The following is a 17189-nucleotide window of genomic DNA, read 5'->3' as shown; positions in this document are numbered from 1 at the left end:
CAAGAAGATTTCCGCGTAGACCTAGCGCTTCGCGGCTGCCTCACGTAAGCCCTCGGCGGAGCAACCGAGAGAACACATGGCGCTGGTCAAGAAGTCCACCCTGGAAACCCGCGCGAAGCCCACCGTGGGTGCCGCCTCCGCGCCCCCTCCCCAGCCGGCTCCGGCTCCACGCAAGCCTGCCAAGGTGGGCCCTGTTTCCGCCGCGGAACGCATCGAGCAGGCGACCCAGGAACTGGCGAGTGGCCTTGGCGAGGCATCCGCCGCCGCCGCGGAACTCCAGCGGACGATGGACCAGATCTCCAGCGGGGCGGAGGAAGCTGCCGGGGCGGCGCAGGAATCATTAGGTCTGATTGCCAGGCTGAGTGTCAACTTTCGCGAGGCCCGGACCCAGGCCGAGGATTCGCGCCGACAGACCGAAGCCGCCGCGATCAGCTTCGCCGAGATCAGCGCACAGATCGACGGTTCGGTTGCGGCCATCGAACTGAGCGCGCAGCGCCAACTCTCGACCGTGGAACTGATCTCCTCCCTCGAACAAAGCACCGTCCGCATTGACGAGATCGGCGCTCGCGTAGCCGACGTTTCCGACCAGACCAGCCTGCTTGCGCTCAATGCCGCGATCGAGGCGGCCCGGGCCGGAGAGAGCGGCGCCGGTTTCTCCGTCGTCGCCGACGAGGTGCGACTCCTGGCGGAAAGCTCGGAGGCTGGCGCCGGCTCGATCCGGCAGCTGGCGGGGCTCATCGGCGAGGAGGTTCAGCGGATCGCCGAGCGAGTGCGCGCAGCGTCGACGCTGGCCACGAGCGAAGCGCAGCTGGGCCACGACGTGGTGGCGCAGCTAAAATCCGCACGCGAGGAGCTTGCGGCGTTGGGCGTGGGCGCGCAGGAGATCCTGCAGACCGCCGGCGAAGCCGAAGCCGCCGCGCGCGAAGCGGAGCGCGGGGCAGAGCAGGTCGCCAGCGCCGCGGAACAGCAGTCGGCCGCGGCCGCCGAGGCACAGCAGGCGATCGAACAGCAGGGCGCCTCTCTCGAGCAAAGCCAGCAGACCGCGGAGGCGCTGGGCGCACTCACCCAGCAGCTCCAGGGTACCGAGGCATCCGCGGTCGCCGTCGAGCAGGTGGCTACGGCCGCGGAGGAGCTCTCCGCCACGGTGCAGGAGCTCTCCGGCGCCTCGGGGCAGATCCTCGTCGCTCTCGAGCAGATCAGCCGCGGCACGCATGTTCAGGCATCGGCGACCGTGCAGGCGGACGTCGCCGTGGGCCAGATCGAGAAATCGGCCCAGGTCGCTCTTCAACGCGCCGAAGCGGCCAGCGCCAAGATCGGAGCCGTCGTGGCTTCCTGCAACGAGAGCCGGGCGCTGGTCGAGCGGCTCGTCGCGGGTGTCGGCGCCGCGGTCTCTGAAGTCACTGCGGTCCTGGCCTTGTTGGCTACGCTCAACGACACCAGCCGCCGGATCGAGACGGCTTCCGACGCCCTCTCTCTGGTGTCGGTTCAGACCAGCATGCTTGCGGTCAGCGGCGCTGTCGAAGCCACGCGCGCGGGCGAGGCCGGGCGGGGTTTCGCCACCGTCGCGGCGGACATCCGCAAGCTGTCGCGCGAGGCGACCGCAAGCGCCGAGCAGACCAAGGACACCGTGCGCATGATCCAGGATCAGATCACGGCGGTCCGCCGCGACTTGGAGCAGGTCGTCGGCGCGGCCGAGGCGGAGATCGCGCGCAATCGCGTGATGGTCCAGCGCTTTGCGGTCGTCGCCGCCGAACTCGAGGCGACGCAGGCGCTCAATGGGGTGATCCTGGTCGGCGCCGAGGACATGCTGCGCGGCGTGCGCGAAGTCCAGAACGGCACGGGACAGATCGCCGCGACGGCCGATCTGGCCGCTGGCGCCACGCGCGAGGCTAGCGCCGCCGCGCGGCAGCAGGCGCAGAGCGCCGAGGCGCTCGCTGCCGCAATCGAGGACATCGCCTCGATCGCGGCCGTGCTCGCCTCCAACGAAGCGTGAGGCGTTGAACGCCGCGACTGCTCCGGACGCGAGGACGCTGACGTTCCGCCTGGGGGACGAGCACCTCGGAGTGGCGGCCGCACTGGTCCGCGAGGTCGTGCCGCTGCCTCGGCTGACCCGGGTACCCCACGCGCCGCGCGCGCTTCTCGGGGTGGCGAACATCCGCGGCACGGTCGTGCCGGTCCTGTCGGTGGCGCGGCTGCTGGGCCGGGCGGAGGCCGCCACCGCGCGCGTCATCGTCGCCGAAGCGGATGGTCCGATAGGCCTCGCCGTCAGCGCGGTGTCCGGTTTCGCGGACGATGACGCGGCCATTCCCCGCATCGAGATCGCGTCGCTTGTGGCAAGCGCCGTGCCTGAGCGCCGCGCGCCGCGGTCTCCTGGCGCCATTGCGGCGTCTTTCGCACACGCAAGCGAGACGCAGTCGGACGGGGTCGCCCTGGTCGTCTTCTCGGCGGGCGGACAGAACTTCGCGCTGCCCATCGGGAGTGTCGAGGAGGTGCTGCCCCTGCCGCCCGAGATCGCACGGTTGCCGCAGGCCGATGCCGTGGCCTTGGGCAGCATCGCCAGCCGCGGCGCCGTGCTGCCGCTGCTCTCGCTGGCCGCGCTGCTGGGCCTGCCCGGCGGCTCCGCCGGACGGCGCGAGCGCATCATCGTGGTGCGCATCGGAACGCATCGCGTCGGGATCGTGGTCGAGGCGATGGGAGGCATCGAAACCGTGCCCGAGGGCCACGTCGATCCGGTGCCGCAGGTGCTGAACCGCGGCGGCGGCGAGGCGCGCATCTGCGCGATTTGCCGGCTAGAGGGCGGACGACGACTGCTGTCCGTCCTCGCACCCGACCAGCTCGTCAGCGAAGTCATGACCGCCCGGCTGATGCGGGGCGAAGCGGAGGACAAGGGCGAGGTGATCCGGAACGCCAAGATAGAGCGGGGCGAGCGCTTCCTGCTGTTCCGCATCGGAGGGGACAGCTTCGGCCTTCCGATCCTCGCCGTGCAGGAAGTGACGCCGCTGCCTTCCCGATTGACTCCGCTGCCCAAGGCGCCCGCTTTCGTCCAGGGGCTGATGAACGCGCGCGGTCAGGTGATCCCGGTCATCGACCAGGCTCGCCGCTTCAACGGAGAGCCCGTCACGGGAGAGAAGGCGCGCGTGATCGTCGTCCAAATCGGAGACCTGACCGCCGGCTTCGTGGTCGACGCCGTGTCGGACATCGTGGAAGTGCCCGAAAATGCCCTGCGCCCCGCACCAGACCTGGGCGAGCCGGGAACGCGCGTCTTCGACCGGGTCGCCAGCCTTGATGAAGAGGAAAGCCTCGTTTTGATCGTCAGCCCGCAGGAGCTGCTCGATCGTGCCGAACGGGACCTGCTGCTCACCCTGGGCCAGAAGGCCGCGAAGACCGAGGCGTGACCAAGCTCCTGATCGTGGACGATTCGGCGCTGATGCGTCGCCTGCTGACGGAGATCTTCCAGTCGGCCGGCGACTTCGATGTCGCAGTCGCCCGCAATGGCGGGGAAGCTCTCGCCATGCTGCCGACATTCGCCCCGGACGTGGTCACGCTGGACGTGCACATGCCGGGGATGGACGGGCTCGCCTGCCTCGATCGGATCATGGTCCAGCACCCCTGCCCGGTGGTGATGGTGTCTTCGTTGACGGCGGAGGGCGCCGAGGAGACGCTGGAGGCAATGACGCTCGGCGCGATCGACTTCGTGCCCAAGCCGCGGGGTGCCATCTCGCTGGAGATCGACGACATCGCAGGCGAACTCGTCGACAAGGTACGGGCCGCTGCGCAAGCACGCATCCCCCGCACCGCACGCCTGCGCGACCGCGTACGCGCGGCGGGCGCAGGCGGACTGCGACATTCGCGAACCCATTTCACCACAGCACCGCCACGGCTCGCTCCCGTTTCGATGCGCGGCGAGGTTTTCGAGCCTGGCCTGGTGCTCGTCGGCTGCTCCACCGGCGGCCCTCCTGCACTCGACGCCTTGCTGGGGGCGCTGCCTGCCGACTTCCCGTGGCCGATCCTGATCGCCCAGCACATGCCCGCCAGCTTCACCGGAGCGCTCGCGCGCCGCCTCGACCGGATGTGCGCGTTGACGGTACAGGAGGTCGACAAGGCCACGCCGCTGCTTCCCGGACACGCCTACGTTGGTCGCGGCGATGCCGACCTTGTCCTCTCCCGGCGCGGGGCCGCCCTGGTCGCCCTCCCCGCCCCTTCGAGCCCCGACCATTTCTGGCACCCCAGCGTGGACCGACTGGTTGAAAGCGCCATGCGGCTCGTTCGGCCCGAACGACTGATTGGCGTGTTGATGACCGGAATGGGCACGGACGGCGCATCGGCAATGGCGAAGCTGAAGCAGGACGGCGGGCTGACGCTTGCGGAGGCGGAGAGCACCGCGGTCGTCTGGGGGATGCCCGGCGCTCTGGTGAAGCGGGATGGCGCGTCCTGCGTAAGCCCTCTGCACGAGATCGCAGCCGATCTCGCCAGGCTGTTGCCCCGATGACGAGCCCACCTCCCCCGCTGCAGGCGGCGCCGACGCCTCTCTCGTCCGAGGAGATCGCCCGCATCGGTGAGCTCATGTACCGCTGGACCGGCATGGTCTTCGGCGAAAACAAGCGCTACTACATCGAGCGGAGGGTCGCAGAGCGCATGAAGCGCAGCGGATGCCCTACGCCGCAGGCCTACCTGGCCTATGCGAGCGTCCACCTGGCCGAGCGAGAGGCGCTGATTAACGCGTTCACCATCAACGAGACATATTTCTACAGGGAGGAGCACCAGCTGGCGGCCCTCTCCCGCGACATCCTTCCCCGCATCATCCGCACGCGCCAGCCGGGCGATCGCATCCGGATCTGGTCGATGCCGTGCTCGACGGGAGAGGAGGCCTACTCGATCGCGATTTGGCTGCTCGAGAATTGGGCCCTTGTCGATGCGTACAACGTCGAGATCGTCGGGTCCGACATCGATACAAGCGCATTGGCAAGGGCGCAGGAAGGCCGCTTCGCCGAGCGCTCACTCGCGCGCCTGCCTGCCGCGATCCGGGCAAGCTACTTCGATGACGAGGAGGATCACCACAAGCGCATCATACCGGACCTTCGCGAGTCCGTGCGGTTCACCCCCGCCAACGTCATCGATCCTGTGACGGTGGCGAGGCTCGGCACCTTCGACGTCATCCTCTGTCGCAACCTGCTCATCTACTTCGATGACGCCGCTCGCCTGACTGCAGTGAACACGCTTTACGATTGCCTGGCCCCCGGTGGGTACATCTGCCTGGGTCACAGTGAAGCCATGGGGCGGATCTCGGATCGCTTCGAGCTGGTTCGCCTTTCCGACGCGATCGTCTATCGCCGGCCATGATGGACGAACTCCTCGAGCAGTTCCTGGTCGAGGGCCGCGAACTCGTGGCGCAGGCGGCGCACGACTTGTCGGCGCTGGAGCAGGATCCCCGAGACGAAGCCGCCGTGGACAGCGCCTTTCGAGCGATGCATACCCTGAAAGGGTCCTTCGCCATATTCGCGCTGGCGCCGGCCGAGCGCCTGCTCCACGCCGCCGAAGACGTGCTACACGGTGCCCGCGAGGGCACGACGACCCTCAATGCGCGGATCGTATCGAGCCTCGTCGCCTGCCTCGATCAGGTCGACCGATGGGTCGAGGCGGTCGGCCGCGACGGCGCGCTGCCCGAGGATGCTGCCGGAGTGAGCGCGCGCACGATCGCCCTCCTCGGCGAGCCGGGCCGGGTGGCTCCCGGGCTGCCCGGCCGTGGAAGCGCCGATCCCCCCTGGCTGACGGCGCTGCGCGAGCGGGAAGCTGCCGTCATCGCTGCGGCTGCGAGCCCCTTGGTCGCGTTCCACTATGCCCCCGATCGCGAATGCTTCTTCCGCGGCGACGACCCCTTGGCCATCGCCGAAGCCATTCCGGAGCTGATAGCTCTGGCCGTCCTGCCGAGTGGCGATCGCTGGCCCTCCTCCGACGAACTGGAACCGTTCACCTGCTTCTCGGTGCTGGAGGGCCTGAGCACGGCTTCGGAAGCGGACATGCGCGCCGCGTTCCGCCTTCAGCCCGATCAGGTCGAACTGATCCCGCTCCTGCGCGACGCCGAGCCCAGGCGCGGCAACGAGGCTGCGGGCGAGACCAGCCTCCTGCGGGTCGAGGCCGGTCGCGTGGACGCTCTGGGGGACGGGCTCGGAGACCTTATCGTGGCGGTCAACGCTCTGGCTCCGCTCGCGGCAGAGGCAGCGCTGCTCGATCCGCTGCTGGCGGCCCGGCTACGCACCACCCAGGCCGACATCGAGCGCGCCACCGACACGCTGCATCGCGCCCTCTCGCGCGTCCGGCTCGTCCCGCTCGAACCCTCGCTGCGCCGCCTCCCCCGCCTCGCCCGCGAGATCGCGGAGACGCTCGGCAAGCAGGTGACCTTCACGTTGGCCGGCGCCGCGATCGAGGTGGACAAGCAGATCGCCGACGGGCTGTTCGAGCCGCTTCTTCATCTCGTGCGCAACGCCATCGATCATGGCGTGGAACCGCCGCAGGCCCGGAACGCCGCGGGCAAGGACGCGGTGGGCCGTGTCACCCTCGAGTTCCGGCGGGAGGGCGACGCCATCATCGCGACGCTCAGCGACGATGGCGCGGGCATGGACCTGCCCCGGATACGCCGCGCAGCCGTGGACCGGGCGTTGATCTCCAAGGAAGCCGCAGACGCACTGGACGATGCCGAGGCGCTGCGCCTGATCTTTCGCCCAGGATTCTCCACGGCCGCCGAGGTTTCGGAGATCTCCGGGCGAGGGGTGGGGATGGACGCGGTGCAGGCGGCGATCGCCCGCCTGCGCGGCGCGATCGAGATCGACAGCCAACCGGGCACGGGCACCCGCTTCCGCATCCGCCTGCCGGTGCAAGCCCTGACCACGCGCCTGCTCGTGGTGGAGGCCGGCGGAGAGCGCTACGGCGTCTCGCTAGACCAGGTGGCCGAGACGGTGCGGGTCGACGCTGCGGCGCTCATGCCCGTGGGAAGCGGTCTCGCCTGCGTCCTTCGCGAGAGGACCGTTCCCGTCCTTGACCTCGCCACGCTGCTAAAGACGGAACCCGCGCGCGGGCTTTACGCCAAGCTGGTCGTTACCGAGGTCGGCGGCAATCCGGTCGCGCTGCGCGTGGATAGCTTCTCGGAGCGCATCGACACGGTTCTGCGCCCTCCTCGCGGCATACTCGCGTCCGCTCCCGGCGTGATCGGATCGGCCGTGATGAGCGACGGCGGTGTTCTCATCGTCCTGGACCTTCCGGAGCTGGCCGCATGAGCCTGCGGGTTGCCAACGGCATCATCGTGCTGGAGGGCCGCTGCGCCGCCGAGGATGCGGAGGAACTGCTGATCGCGCTTCAGGACCATCCGGAGGCACCCGTCGACCTAGCCCGCGCCCGCAAGCTGCACCTGGCCGTGCTGCAGGTTCTGCTTTCGCTGTCCCCGCGCGTTGAGGCCCTGCCCGCCGCAGGAGCCTTATCCGAGGATATCCGCCAAATGCTGATTTACAAGGGCGACAGCGCGGTAGAAAGTTCCTAACACGATCCCGTAGAGAGGGGCCGCAGGTACCGGCGGCTCGGAGTACTAGCATGCCCGTTACCGTACTGATCGTGGATGACAGCAAGCTGGCGCGGATCGTCGCCGGCAAGGCTTTGGCTGAGCTTCAGCCCGACTGGAGCAAGCTCGAGGCCGGCAGCGCCAGTCAGGCGCTCGAACTCATTGCCGGGCAGACTCCCGACGTGGCCCTGATCGACTTCAACATGAGCGACAAGGACGGGCTGGAACTCGCTGCCGAGCTTCGCGGCCTTCTTCCAGACCTGCCGATCGCCATCATCACGGCCAATATCCAGGACGAAATCATCGCTCGCGCGCGGGAGATCGGCGCCGCTTTCGTCGCCAAACCGGTCACGGCCGATGCTCTTCAGCCCTTCCTCTCCGGCGCGGCGCTGCGCCTGCGATCGCTTCGCGCGTGATGCTGGAAAGCATCACGCTCGCCGAGTTGGAACGCGATGCCCTGACGGAGATCGTCAACATCGGGGTGAGCCGCGCCGCATCGAGCCTGCGCAAGATGATCGGCGATCAGGTGCTGCTATCGGTCCCGTCGATAGAGGTGGTGAGCCAGCAGCGCGCTGCCCGCCTCATCAGCGAGCGTGAGGTGACCGATCTTGTCGCCGTGCGCCAGGACTTCACCGGTCCGTTTTCGGGCCGCGCGCTCCTGATCTTCCCGGAAACGAACAGCCTGGAACTGGTCCGCGCCGTCACCGGCGACGAGTTGACGCCGCAGGAAGTTGTGGAACTGGAAGGTGAAGCGCTTTGCGAGACCGGCAACGTCATCCTCAATGCCTGCCTCGCAACGATGGCGAACATGCTCAAGCGTTCGCTGACCATGACCATTCCCGAAGTGCTGCGCGGCACGAGCGCCAGCCTCTTCGAAGTGACAGAGGACCGGCCAGCCAGGGCCTGGTGCTTTTTCTCTACATCGACTTTGCCGTGCGCAGCCGCGACATCCGCGGCTACATCGCGATGATCATGGACATTCCCTCGCTGGAGACGCTGAAGAGCCTGCTCGACGAATTTATCGCCCGCGTCGTGGGCGACGATGCCTGACCCGGAAATGACTCGAGGACACAGCAAGAACGCCCAGGTCCCTATCGGCGCGAGCGGGACGTGGGACTGGGACATCGCCGCCGACCGGCTGCATGTCGACACCCACTTCGCCGAACTCTACGGCATCGCTCCCGAGGTCGCGGCTGCCGGCCTTCCGCCCGCCACGTTCTTCAAGGCCATCCACCCGGACGATCGCGCCCGCATCCGCATCGCGGTGGCCGGCATGCTCGCGGGAGCCGAACTCTTCTCCAAGGAGTTCCGGATCGTCACGCCGGCCGGCGCGACCCTCTGGATGCACGGGCGCGGACAGTGCCATCTCGACGAGCATGAGGAGCCGGTGCGCTTCACCGGCCTGCTGGTCGACGTGACCGAGCGCAAGCGCGCCGAGGAACGGCTGCGCATCGCGCAGTCGGCGGGCGGGATCGGGACCTTCGAATATGTCGACGGCTTCGCCACTGCCACCGTCTCTCGGGAATTCTGCCGCGTGCTGGGCCTCCACCCCGCTTCCGTGTTGCCCGTGCAGACGATCAACAGCGTCCTGCAGGACAGTTCCTTGCTGCTGGTTCCGAGGCCTCGCGACCGCGAGGCGCCGGAGAGCCTCGACGCCGAGTTTCGCATCACGCGCAAGGACGACGGCGAACCGCGCTGGATCGCCCGCCGAGGGGAGGTCATCCGCGAGGGTGCGGGTTACCGGCTCGTGGGCGTGATCTACGACATCACCTCGGCCAAGCAGCAGGAAGCTGCGCTGCGCGAGCTCAACGACACGCTGGAGACCCGGGTCGAGCAGGAAGTGGCGATCCGGCAGAAGGCCGAGGAGGCACTGCGACAGGCCCAGAAGATGGAAGCCGTGGGCCAGCTGACCGGCGGCATCGCGCATGATTTCAACAACCTGCTGATGGCGGTCATGAGCAGCCTCACGCTGCTCCAGAAGCGGTTACCTCCGGATCCGACGATCGAGCGGCTGATCGACAATGCCATGCAGGGCGCCCAGCGCGGTGCCGCGCTCACCCAGCGCATGCTCGCCTTCGCTCGACGGCAGGACCTCAGCGCGGAGCGGATCGACGTTCCCGAACTCGTCCGTGACATGCGCGACCTCATGGAGCGCACGATCGGTCCGCAATGGTCGCTGGACCTGGCGTTCCCGGCGGAACTGCCCGCGGTCATGGCTGACGCCAATCAGCTCGAGATGGCCATCCTCAACCTCGCCGTGAACGCGCGTGATGCCATGCCCGAGGGTGGCGCCATCCGCATCACGGCCGAGCACAGCAGAGCGCCCGATACGGGAGCCGGCGGCCTCGCCGCGGGCTCGTACATCGCGCTCTCGGTCATCGACACCGGCGAAGGCATGGACGCAGCGACGCTGGCTCGCGCCACCGAGCCCTTCTTCACCACCAAGGGCCCGGGCAAGGGGACCGGCCTCGGCCTCTCCATGATCCATGGGCTGGCCAAGCAACTCGGCGGCAGCTTCAACCTCCACAGCCACCCGGGCGAGGGTACGCAGGCGACGCTGTGGCTGCCCGTGGCCAAAGGCGAGGCGACGCCCGCCCTGCCGTCGTCGCGGGCGGCGGATGAGCAGGAAAGGCTCGGCCGACTGAGAATCGTGGCGGTGGACGACGATGGCCTGATCCTGATGAACACCGCCGCCCTGCTGGAAGACCTAGGACACGAGGTGCTGGAGGCAAGCTCGGGCGAGATGGCGCTCGATCTCCTGCGTCGCTATCCGGATGTCGACGTGCTCGTCACCGATCAGGCGATGCCCGGCATGACCGGGACGCAGCTCGCCGACCACGCGACCGCCGAGCGGGGCGACCTCCCGATCGTGCTTGCCAGCGGCTACGGCGACGTCCCGCAGGGCTCCCAGGCGCGCATCGTCAAGCTGGGGAAGCCGTTCACACAGGCAATGCTGGAGCAGGCGTTGAGGCAGGCGCTCAGCAGGCGCTGAACCTGGCACTGGCCACATGGTCAAGGCCGTGTCAATTCGAACGGCCAGTCCAGGCGGATGGATCGCCTCGTCGAAACAGACGAGGAGCGGATCTCCAGCATTTCGGGCCCGATCCTCGACTTCGAACAGGTTGGTGATGAACCTCTCCAGCTTGATCCATTTCGCGATGCTGCCAGTCGCAAGCTCACCATTCCGAACGGCAACTTTTCATCGCTGGCGGATTCATGTTTCCCCCCTCAATGAACGATGCACCTCATCCCGACCTCTCACCGGGGTGTGTAGGGTACGGGCGCCCCGGCTCGTCCGGCTCCGGGTTCGAAAGCGTGCTTCAGCATGGTCACCATGGCCTGGCGGCCGCGCTCGGTCAGCCGCACGATGACTCGGCGATGGTCCAGCGGATCCTGTATCCGCTCGATGAAGTCCGCTTCGTGCAGCCGATCGATCCGTCGCATGGCCGCCGCGGTGGATTCACCCGAAGCGATCATGATCTGCTTGACGTACAGGATGCCGCCCTCCTCCCCGCTGATGAACAGTTCCAGCATCATGTCCCATGCCGGATCACGGAACAGGCCTTTAGGCGCGAGACTGGCGATCTTCTTGCGCGCTTGCAGCAGCTGGCGCGCACCTTCGACCAGTAGCCGCTCCTCCAGCGTCCGTGTCTCGGCCGCTCTGGCGAATGCCCGCACGGTTCGGCGTGACGTGGGGGAGAGGTCGAGGTCCACGGCTTTCTGCTTGGGAGACGGCATCTAACCCTCGCGCCCCGGTGGATGGTGATGAATGGTCATTTGGCGAACCCTTCTTGTATTTGCCGAACAGGGCGAGGCTGGTGGGCCTGGAGCCACGCCGGCAACGTGTGCATGCCGGTCCCGTGCGACCCCTTCAGCAGTACGAGGTCGCCGTCGCGTAAATCAGCCGTAAGCGCGTCCTTGAGCGCATCCAGCGAGTGCGTGAGAGAGCCCCGGCGCTCGCAGGGCACGGCGTCCCACAGGCCTTCGTAGAGTTCCCCCATCGCGTGTACGCGATCAATCCCGTGGCGTGCGATCAGCGGCGCCAGGCCGGTGTGATAGGCAGACGCATGCTCGCCGAGCTCCAGCATCTCTCCCAGCACGGCCACGCGGCGCCCGGGAGCCGGGTATCCGCCCAAGACGGCAAGCGCCGCCTCCATGGATCCCGGGTTGGCGTTGTAGGCATCGTCGATCAAGGTCAGCCGCCGCTCTCCCAGCTCCAACTGGATCTCGCGGCCACGCCCCTCCGCTGCGCCGAAGCTCGCGAGAAGATCGAGCACGGGCGCGATGTCCTTGCCCAGCGCCTCGACCGCAGCGAGCACGGCCAGGCTGTTGAGGGCCATGTGCTCGCCAGCGGCGCCGAGGCGGTAGCGCAGCGCGCGGCCACCCACCACGGCGGAGACTTCGCGCCTAGCGGCATCGTAACCGGTCAGCCGCGCATCGCAGCCCTCCGATCGGCCATAGTGGACGATCCTGAGGCCGCGCGCCTTGGCCGCCATGTGAACGCGTTCCCATTCCGCCATGTCGCGGTTGAGGACCGCGACCCCGCCGAGCCCCATGCCATCGAAGATGGCGCTCTTGCGGGTCGCCACGGTGGCAAGGTCCCGGTGGTACTCGAGATGGGCGGGAAGGATATTGGTGAAGATCGCGATGTCCGGGCGGGCCATGCGCGCGTTGCGGGCCATGCGCCCGATCGCCATCTCCAGCACCGTATGCGGCGTGTCCCACGGGATAGAGGCGAGGTTCCAGGCGACGCCGTGAGGGAGATTCGCGTTCTGGCGCGTCTGGCCCACCGCGCCGAATGCGGACAGCGCATGCGCCATCATCGCCACCGTCGTGGTCTTGCCGGCGCTGCCGGTCACGCCCACCAGCTTGCCTGCCATGCGCTCGCGGGCATAGTGGCCCAGCGCCAGGATCGCGGCGCCCACGTCCTCGACCTGGAGGATGGGCAAGCCCGTGCCGGCGACCTTTTCGGCATCCGTCACGATCAGGGCGGATGGCACATGCCGAAGCAAGGCGAACCGCTCGGGAGACACCCCGATGCCGGGGTCGGCAAGCCGCACCGCCACCATCTCCCCAGCCTGCATCGTCGGCGGCGAAATGCACAGCCCGGTCGCCTGCCAGCCGACCAGCGGCGGCACGGCCCAGATGCCAGCCGTCGCCCTCTCGACATCGGCCTGCGTCCAGTGGCGCTCCGTTCGGTCCCCCTGCGACACGCATGGCGAAGCCTTGCGCCGAGAGTCCTCATCGAGCAGGTACGCACGATATGCCACCAGACCCGAGAGGTAGTGCTCGACGTCGTCGATGCGCACACGAAAGGCATGGTGCCTGATGAAGAAGCTACCGACGATCTTCGCCGGATTGGCGTAGAACATCGCCAGCTCGGGCCAGAAGTGGCCGTTCAGGAGATAGTGGGCGCGGTGGTGCAGGGCGCGGTAGAAGCGCGCCAGGTCCACCCCGTCGAGCACGTGCGAGAGCTGCGGATCCGAACGCAGGCGGGCCACGGTCCTGTGCGCCGCCATCATCAGTTCCAGCAACGTCGGAAAGGTCGTGATCCGCTCCAGCACGAAGCCGAGGTGATCCCGGAAATTGTCGATTGCGAAACGATAGTAGCGCTCGTCCGGACGATGTCGCGTGAGTTCGTCCACGCAGTAGCTGAGCCAGTGGTCGTGCGCCTTCCAGTGCTCTTCGCGGATGAAGTGCTCGAAGGCGCTTTCGACAGCCTCCAGCCACCGGAGATTTCCGGTGAGACGGTAGAGACGCATCAGCGCGAAGGCCGCTTCGCCGTCGTAGTAGATGATCCGGAACTCCTGCCGGACGGAGAGGTCCGGGTAGGCAAGGACGTGGACGAAGCGGCCCGAGCCGGGGTCCTGCATGTGCAGGATTCCCTCCGCCAGCGCCTCCATCTGAATCATGTGGCGATGGTCGCCGGTCAGTTCGGCATGCTTGGCAAGCGCAAGAATGGCGACCGCGTTGCCGCCCAGCTTGATCTCGCCCGCGACATCCACCAGGAAGGCGGCCGTTTCTCCGGTCGGCAGGACAACCGGCTTGATGAGGTCTCCGGTCAGCCGGTCCAGCGATGCGGCGATCGCCTTCTCCAGCAGCGCGTCGCGGGTGACCTCCCAGGCCTCCAGCATGGCATAGAGCGAGCTGGCATGGCGAAGGGCGTTGTACGACGGTATCGGCCTGTCGAAGCAGGGATGCCATCCGTAGTGGAAGCGGCCGTCCTCCTGCACCTGCGCGGCGAGATAGCGGCTCCCAGCGGCGATCAGGGACTCCACGGCGGGGGCGTTGAGCCGGCCCACCGAGCGGCGGCCGGTGTCGAGCCCTCCGCCGTCCAGCGCATGGACCGTGCCGTCCTCGCCTCGGAAGACGCCGCGAGTGGTGAAGAGCCACACCGGCTCTTCATCGAGGAAGCGCAGCGCTTTCAATCCGTGGCGCCGGGCCGCGTAGATCGCGAAGTTCTTTTCGTTGATGACGGCCGCGGCCTCCCCCGGCCCACCATAGAGCATGGCGTTGGCGTTCAGTTCGGTCTCGAGAAAGGCGTGCTGGAAACGTGCGTCCAGCGAGATGCCGAGGCGGAAGTAGTTGCGCTTGATGCCGCGCAGTTGCTGCCGCAGAGCCTGCCAGGTGGTGCGCTCGACCGCGTCGACCCAGTCGATCCGCAGCCAGCGGGTGTCCGCGGCGCGTTCCGGGAGCTGGGCCAGGCCCTTCTTCCAGGCGGCGTCGAGGGTCTCTGCGGTGACGGTCAGCACAGTTGCCCGCGCGGTTCCGTCGGTGAACGAGAAGAACAGGACGAAGCCTGGAGCACCGTCCACCATCACCGGCGCCGCCGCGGCAAGATGCTTTCGAAGCGCTTCCAGAGCTGGGCGGCAGGCGACGCTCATCGCTCGCGGAGCGCCTCCCGCGCGCGGTTGAACGGCTTCAGGAGATACTGCAGCACGGTCTTCTTGCCGGTATGGACGTCCACGGTGGCGATCATGCCGGGCACGATGGGGAAGCGCTTGCCGGCCTTGTTCAACAGGGCATCCGATCGGGTACGGATGAACACCCGGTAGTAGAAGATCTCCGGCTTCACCTCGTCGCGGATGGTGTCCGGGGAGATCGTGGTCACCTGGCCTTCGAGACCGCCGTAAATCGCGTAATCGTAGGCGGTTACCTTCACCGTTGCGCGCTGGCCCGGGTGGATGAAGGCGATGTCGCGCGGGGACATGCGCGCTTCGATCAGCAGCTGGTCGTCGACCGGGATGATCTGCATCACCTCTCCGTTGGGCGGAACCACCCCGCCCTCGGTGGTGACCTGGATGCTCTTGACCACGCCTTTCACGGGAGAGCGCAGGGTCAGCCGCTTGAGAGTGTCGGAGCGGCCACGCACGACGGGCGCCAGCGCGGTCACTTCCTCGTTGACCTTGGCGAGTTCCTGCCGCGCCTCGACGATGTACTGGGACCGCAGGTCGGCCTTCTTCAGCTCCAGATCGGCGCGCTGGCGCTTGAGGCGGATCACTTCGACGCTGCTGGCGGCCCCCACCTGGATGAGCGATTCGCCGATCGCCACCTCCTTGCGGATCAGCGAAAGGGACTCGTCGATGAGCCCGATGGAGCTCGCCAGGCTCCGCCGGCGGTCTTCGTAGAGGCGCGTTTCGGCCGCCTTAAGGTCGGGATAGGACGCAAGTTCGGCCGGGAACTCGAGCGGCGTCTGGTTCACTTCGGCCCGCAAACGCGCCGCTGCGGCCAGGGCCGCCTGATACTTGGCCGCGCTCTCCTCGACGGTTGAACCGGCCTGTGTGGGGTCAAGCTGGGCGAGAACCTGCCCCGAGACGACCAGATCGTCCTGGTGGACCATGAGCTTGGAGAGGATGCCCCCTTCCAGCGACTGGATCACCTGCTCGCGCGAGGTCGGCACCACGCGGCCGGTGCCGGTGGCCACTTCGTCGAGCTCGGCCAGCGCGGCCCAGGCGAGGGCTGCCAGGAACAGCCCGGCGAGCGTCCAGACCAGCCGGGTGGCCAGCACCAGGCGCCTGTCCTTCTCCTCGCCGAACAGCCAGTCGTCGTTGTCGGCCCAGGCGCTCATGCCGCCCTCCCCCGGCCCTGCATGGCCCGCAGCGCGGCGTCCTTGCTGTCGTCGAGCGTGACCTGGCCGTTGTGGATGACGATCACCCGGTCGACGAGGTCGAGCACCCGCATCCGGTGCGTCGCCACGACGACGGTGCGCCGCTCGCTCCAGCTGCGGAAGCGGTCGATGAACAGGCGTTCGGTGGCATCGTCCATCGAGGCGGTGGGCTCGTCCAGCAGCACTACGGACGGCTGGCGGATCAGCAGCCGGGCGAGCAGCAGCGACTGCACCTGCCCGCCCGAGAGCCCCTCACCGCCTTCCTGCACGACATACTGGAGCCCTTCGCGCAGGCGCCGCACGAACTCGTCGTGCCGCGTGTTGACGAGGTCGAAGCGCACCTGGTGCAGCTCCTGCTGTGCATTGAGGAGGTCCACCAGCGTCCTCGTGCCCATCTCCAGGTACTGCAATCGGTAGAGCGTGCCGGTCTCCCGCATGCTCTCCTCGCGCGCGACGAGCGTGGCGAGCACGTCTCGGAAGCTGTCCACCTGCCGCTGCGCTTCGGCCAGCAACCGGCTCACCTCGTTGCGCACGCTGGCTTCCGCGGCGTCGGCAGCGCCGAGCGCGAAGGCGGCGCCCCGCGTCCGCGCCCGATAGGCGCCGCCGCTGTAGAGCGCGCTCGATATGCTGATGCCGAAGTTGTAGTCGGCCCGGTCGGAGAGCGGGTCGTTGACGTCGGTCGAGGCGCCTGCGCCGACGGAAAGGGTGGGCAGCCCTTCCGCCCGGCTCCTGTCGAGCTCCGCCTCCGCCTGTTCGCGGCTTGCATGAACCTGCATGATGGCCGGCACCTGCGTCCAGTCGGGTTCGCCGCTCTCGCACGATCGCAGGAACCAGTCGGGCACCTCGGCGGACACCGGAGGCAGTGCGTCACGGCCGACGAGGTAGGCCAGATTGCTGCCCCACCGCTGCTGCTCGGCCGCGATCTGCTGGATGGCCGCCTCGGCCGACTGGACGCGTGCCTGGGCCTGAAGCGCATCGGACCGAGTTGCCGCGCCCCGGCGAAAGCGATGGTCCACCAGTTCGCTGATGCTGCGCACGCTTTCCAGCTGCTGGAGCGCCACTTCGCGCAGGGCCGCGCCGCGCTGGATCTCGATAAGGGCATAGGCGGTGTCGCGCACCAGGCTGTCCACCGCCAGCAGCAGCTGAGCCCGGCCGATGCGGGTACCGGCCTCGGCGATCGCCACGCTGCTGGATACTTTGCCGAAGTCGTAGAGCATCTGCGAAGCGGAGAGATTGGCCCGCGGGCGCCAGCGGCTGCGGCTGACACTGTCGTAGCCGCTGCCGAGGCCGGCGTTGACCTGGGGCAGATAGCCGGCCTGCGCGACCCTGACGTCCTCTCCCCGTGCCTTGAGCCTGCCGACCGCCTCGGTGACCGAAGGGTGCCAGGCTACCGCCTCCTGGACGGCCTGTTCCAGTGTGAGGGCCTCGCCCCCGAACGCCTGCCCCGTTGCCTGTGCCTGTGCGCCGACCGAAAAGGAAACGAACACCAAAGCTAAAAGTGAGCGGAGACAGGGCGCGTCCCCGCACCCCTTA

At 68.0% G+C, this 17189-nt stretch carries 14 protein-coding genes; 10 read left to right on the top strand and 4 right to left on the bottom strand.

The window, feature by feature from the left end; genetic code table 11:
• Nucleotides 1-76 precede the first annotated feature (76 nt).
• The 10 genes from ACFFJC_RS00950 (at nucleotide 77) to ACFFJC_RS00905 (ending at nucleotide 10784) form a co-directional block, all read left to right on the top strand.
• Nucleotides 77-1993, top strand: coding sequence for a methyl-accepting chemotaxis protein (locus ACFFJC_RS00950; RefSeq protein WP_379485700.1), 1917 nt, complete (start codon nucleotides 77-79; stop codon nucleotides 1991-1993).
• A 4-nt stretch (nucleotides 1994-1997) separates the two neighbouring features.
• Entirely contained in the window at nucleotides 1998-3395 is a 1398-nt protein-coding gene (locus tag ACFFJC_RS00945) for a chemotaxis protein CheW (protein ID WP_379485699.1), read from the top strand.
• Nucleotides 3392-4489 carry a chemotaxis-specific protein-glutamate methyltransferase CheB gene (gene cheB / locus ACFFJC_RS00940; protein WP_379485698.1) on the top strand — a complete coding sequence of 366 codons (1098 nt, stop codon included), beginning with the start codon at nucleotides 3392-3394 and terminating at the stop codon, nucleotides 4487-4489. Before ACFFJC_RS00945 ends, cheB begins: the two co-directional genes overlap by 4 nt.
• Nucleotides 4486-5340, top strand: coding sequence for a CheR family methyltransferase (locus ACFFJC_RS00935; RefSeq protein ID WP_379485697.1), 855 nt, complete (start codon nucleotides 4486-4488; stop codon nucleotides 5338-5340). Before cheB ends, ACFFJC_RS00935 begins: the two co-directional genes overlap by 4 nt.
• Nucleotides 5340-7271, top strand: coding sequence for a chemotaxis protein CheA (locus ACFFJC_RS00930; protein WP_379485696.1), 1932 nt, complete (start codon nucleotides 5340-5342; stop codon nucleotides 7269-7271). The genes ACFFJC_RS00935 and ACFFJC_RS00930 overlap by 1 nt, the downstream gene beginning before the upstream one ends.
• Complete coding sequence (locus ACFFJC_RS00925) at nucleotides 7268-7531, top strand: hypothetical protein (protein ID WP_379485695.1); 264 nt, start codon at nucleotides 7268-7270, stop codon at nucleotides 7529-7531. Before ACFFJC_RS00930 ends, ACFFJC_RS00925 begins: the two co-directional genes overlap by 4 nt.
• A 50-nt stretch (nucleotides 7532-7581) precedes the next feature.
• A complete protein-coding gene (locus ACFFJC_RS00920) occupies nucleotides 7582-7965 on the top strand; it encodes a response regulator (RefSeq protein ID WP_379485694.1) in 384 nt (127 codons plus the stop codon).
• Nucleotides 7965-8519 carry a chemotaxis protein CheX gene (locus ACFFJC_RS00915; protein WP_379485693.1) on the top strand — a complete coding sequence of 185 codons (555 nt, stop codon included), beginning with the start codon at nucleotides 7965-7967 and terminating at the stop codon, nucleotides 8517-8519. Before ACFFJC_RS00920 ends, ACFFJC_RS00915 begins: the two co-directional genes overlap by 1 nt.
• An 87-nt stretch (nucleotides 8520-8606) precedes the next feature.
• Complete coding sequence (locus ACFFJC_RS00910; RefSeq protein WP_379485692.1) at nucleotides 8607-10541, top strand: hybrid sensor histidine kinase/response regulator; 1935 nt, start codon at nucleotides 8607-8609, stop codon at nucleotides 10539-10541.
• Nucleotides 10542-10598: 57 nt separating this feature from the next.
• Nucleotides 10599-10784 carry a hypothetical protein gene (locus ACFFJC_RS00905; protein ID WP_379485691.1) on the top strand — a complete coding sequence of 62 codons (186 nt, stop codon included), beginning with the start codon at nucleotides 10599-10601 and terminating at the stop codon, nucleotides 10782-10784.
• Nucleotides 10785-10807: 23 nt separating this feature from the next.
• Here the strand turns inward: ACFFJC_RS00905 and ACFFJC_RS00900 are convergent, their stop codons facing one another.
• Genes ACFFJC_RS00900 through ACFFJC_RS00885 form a run of 4 tightly spaced genes read right to left on the bottom strand, consistent with a single transcriptional unit; the run spans nucleotide 10808 to nucleotide 17143 of the window.
• A complete protein-coding gene (locus ACFFJC_RS00900) occupies nucleotides 10808-11263 on the bottom strand; it encodes a MarR family transcriptional regulator (protein WP_379485690.1) in 456 nt (151 codons plus the stop codon).
• Between the two features lie 59 nt (nucleotides 11264-11322).
• Nucleotides 11323-14433 carry a UDP-N-acetylmuramoyl-tripeptide--D-alanyl-D-alanine ligase gene (locus ACFFJC_RS00895; protein ID WP_379485689.1) on the bottom strand — a complete coding sequence of 1037 codons (3111 nt, stop codon included), beginning with the start codon at nucleotides 14431-14433 and terminating at the stop codon, nucleotides 11323-11325.
• The gene (locus ACFFJC_RS00890) at nucleotides 14430-15617 is read right to left on the bottom strand and encodes a beta-barrel domain-containing protein (RefSeq protein ID WP_379485688.1); all 1188 of its coding nucleotides are present in this window, start codon (nucleotides 15615-15617) and stop codon (nucleotides 14430-14432) included. Before ACFFJC_RS00890 ends, ACFFJC_RS00895 begins: the two co-directional genes overlap by 4 nt.
• Nucleotides 15614-17143, bottom strand: a complete 1530-nt coding sequence (locus tag ACFFJC_RS00885; protein WP_379485687.1) for a TolC family protein — start codon at nucleotides 17141-17143, stop codon at nucleotides 15614-15616. The genes ACFFJC_RS00890 and ACFFJC_RS00885 overlap by 4 nt, the downstream gene beginning before the upstream one ends.
• Nucleotides 17144-17189 lie beyond the last annotated feature (46 nt).

It is taken from the genome of Novosphingobium soli, assembly GCF_042432915.1.
Taxonomy (GTDB): Bacteria; Pseudomonadota; Alphaproteobacteria; order Sphingomonadales; family Sphingomonadaceae; genus Novosphingobium; species Novosphingobium soli.
Note: the sequence above shows the minus strand (reverse complement) of the source record. Positions and strands in the feature narration are given on the sequence as shown.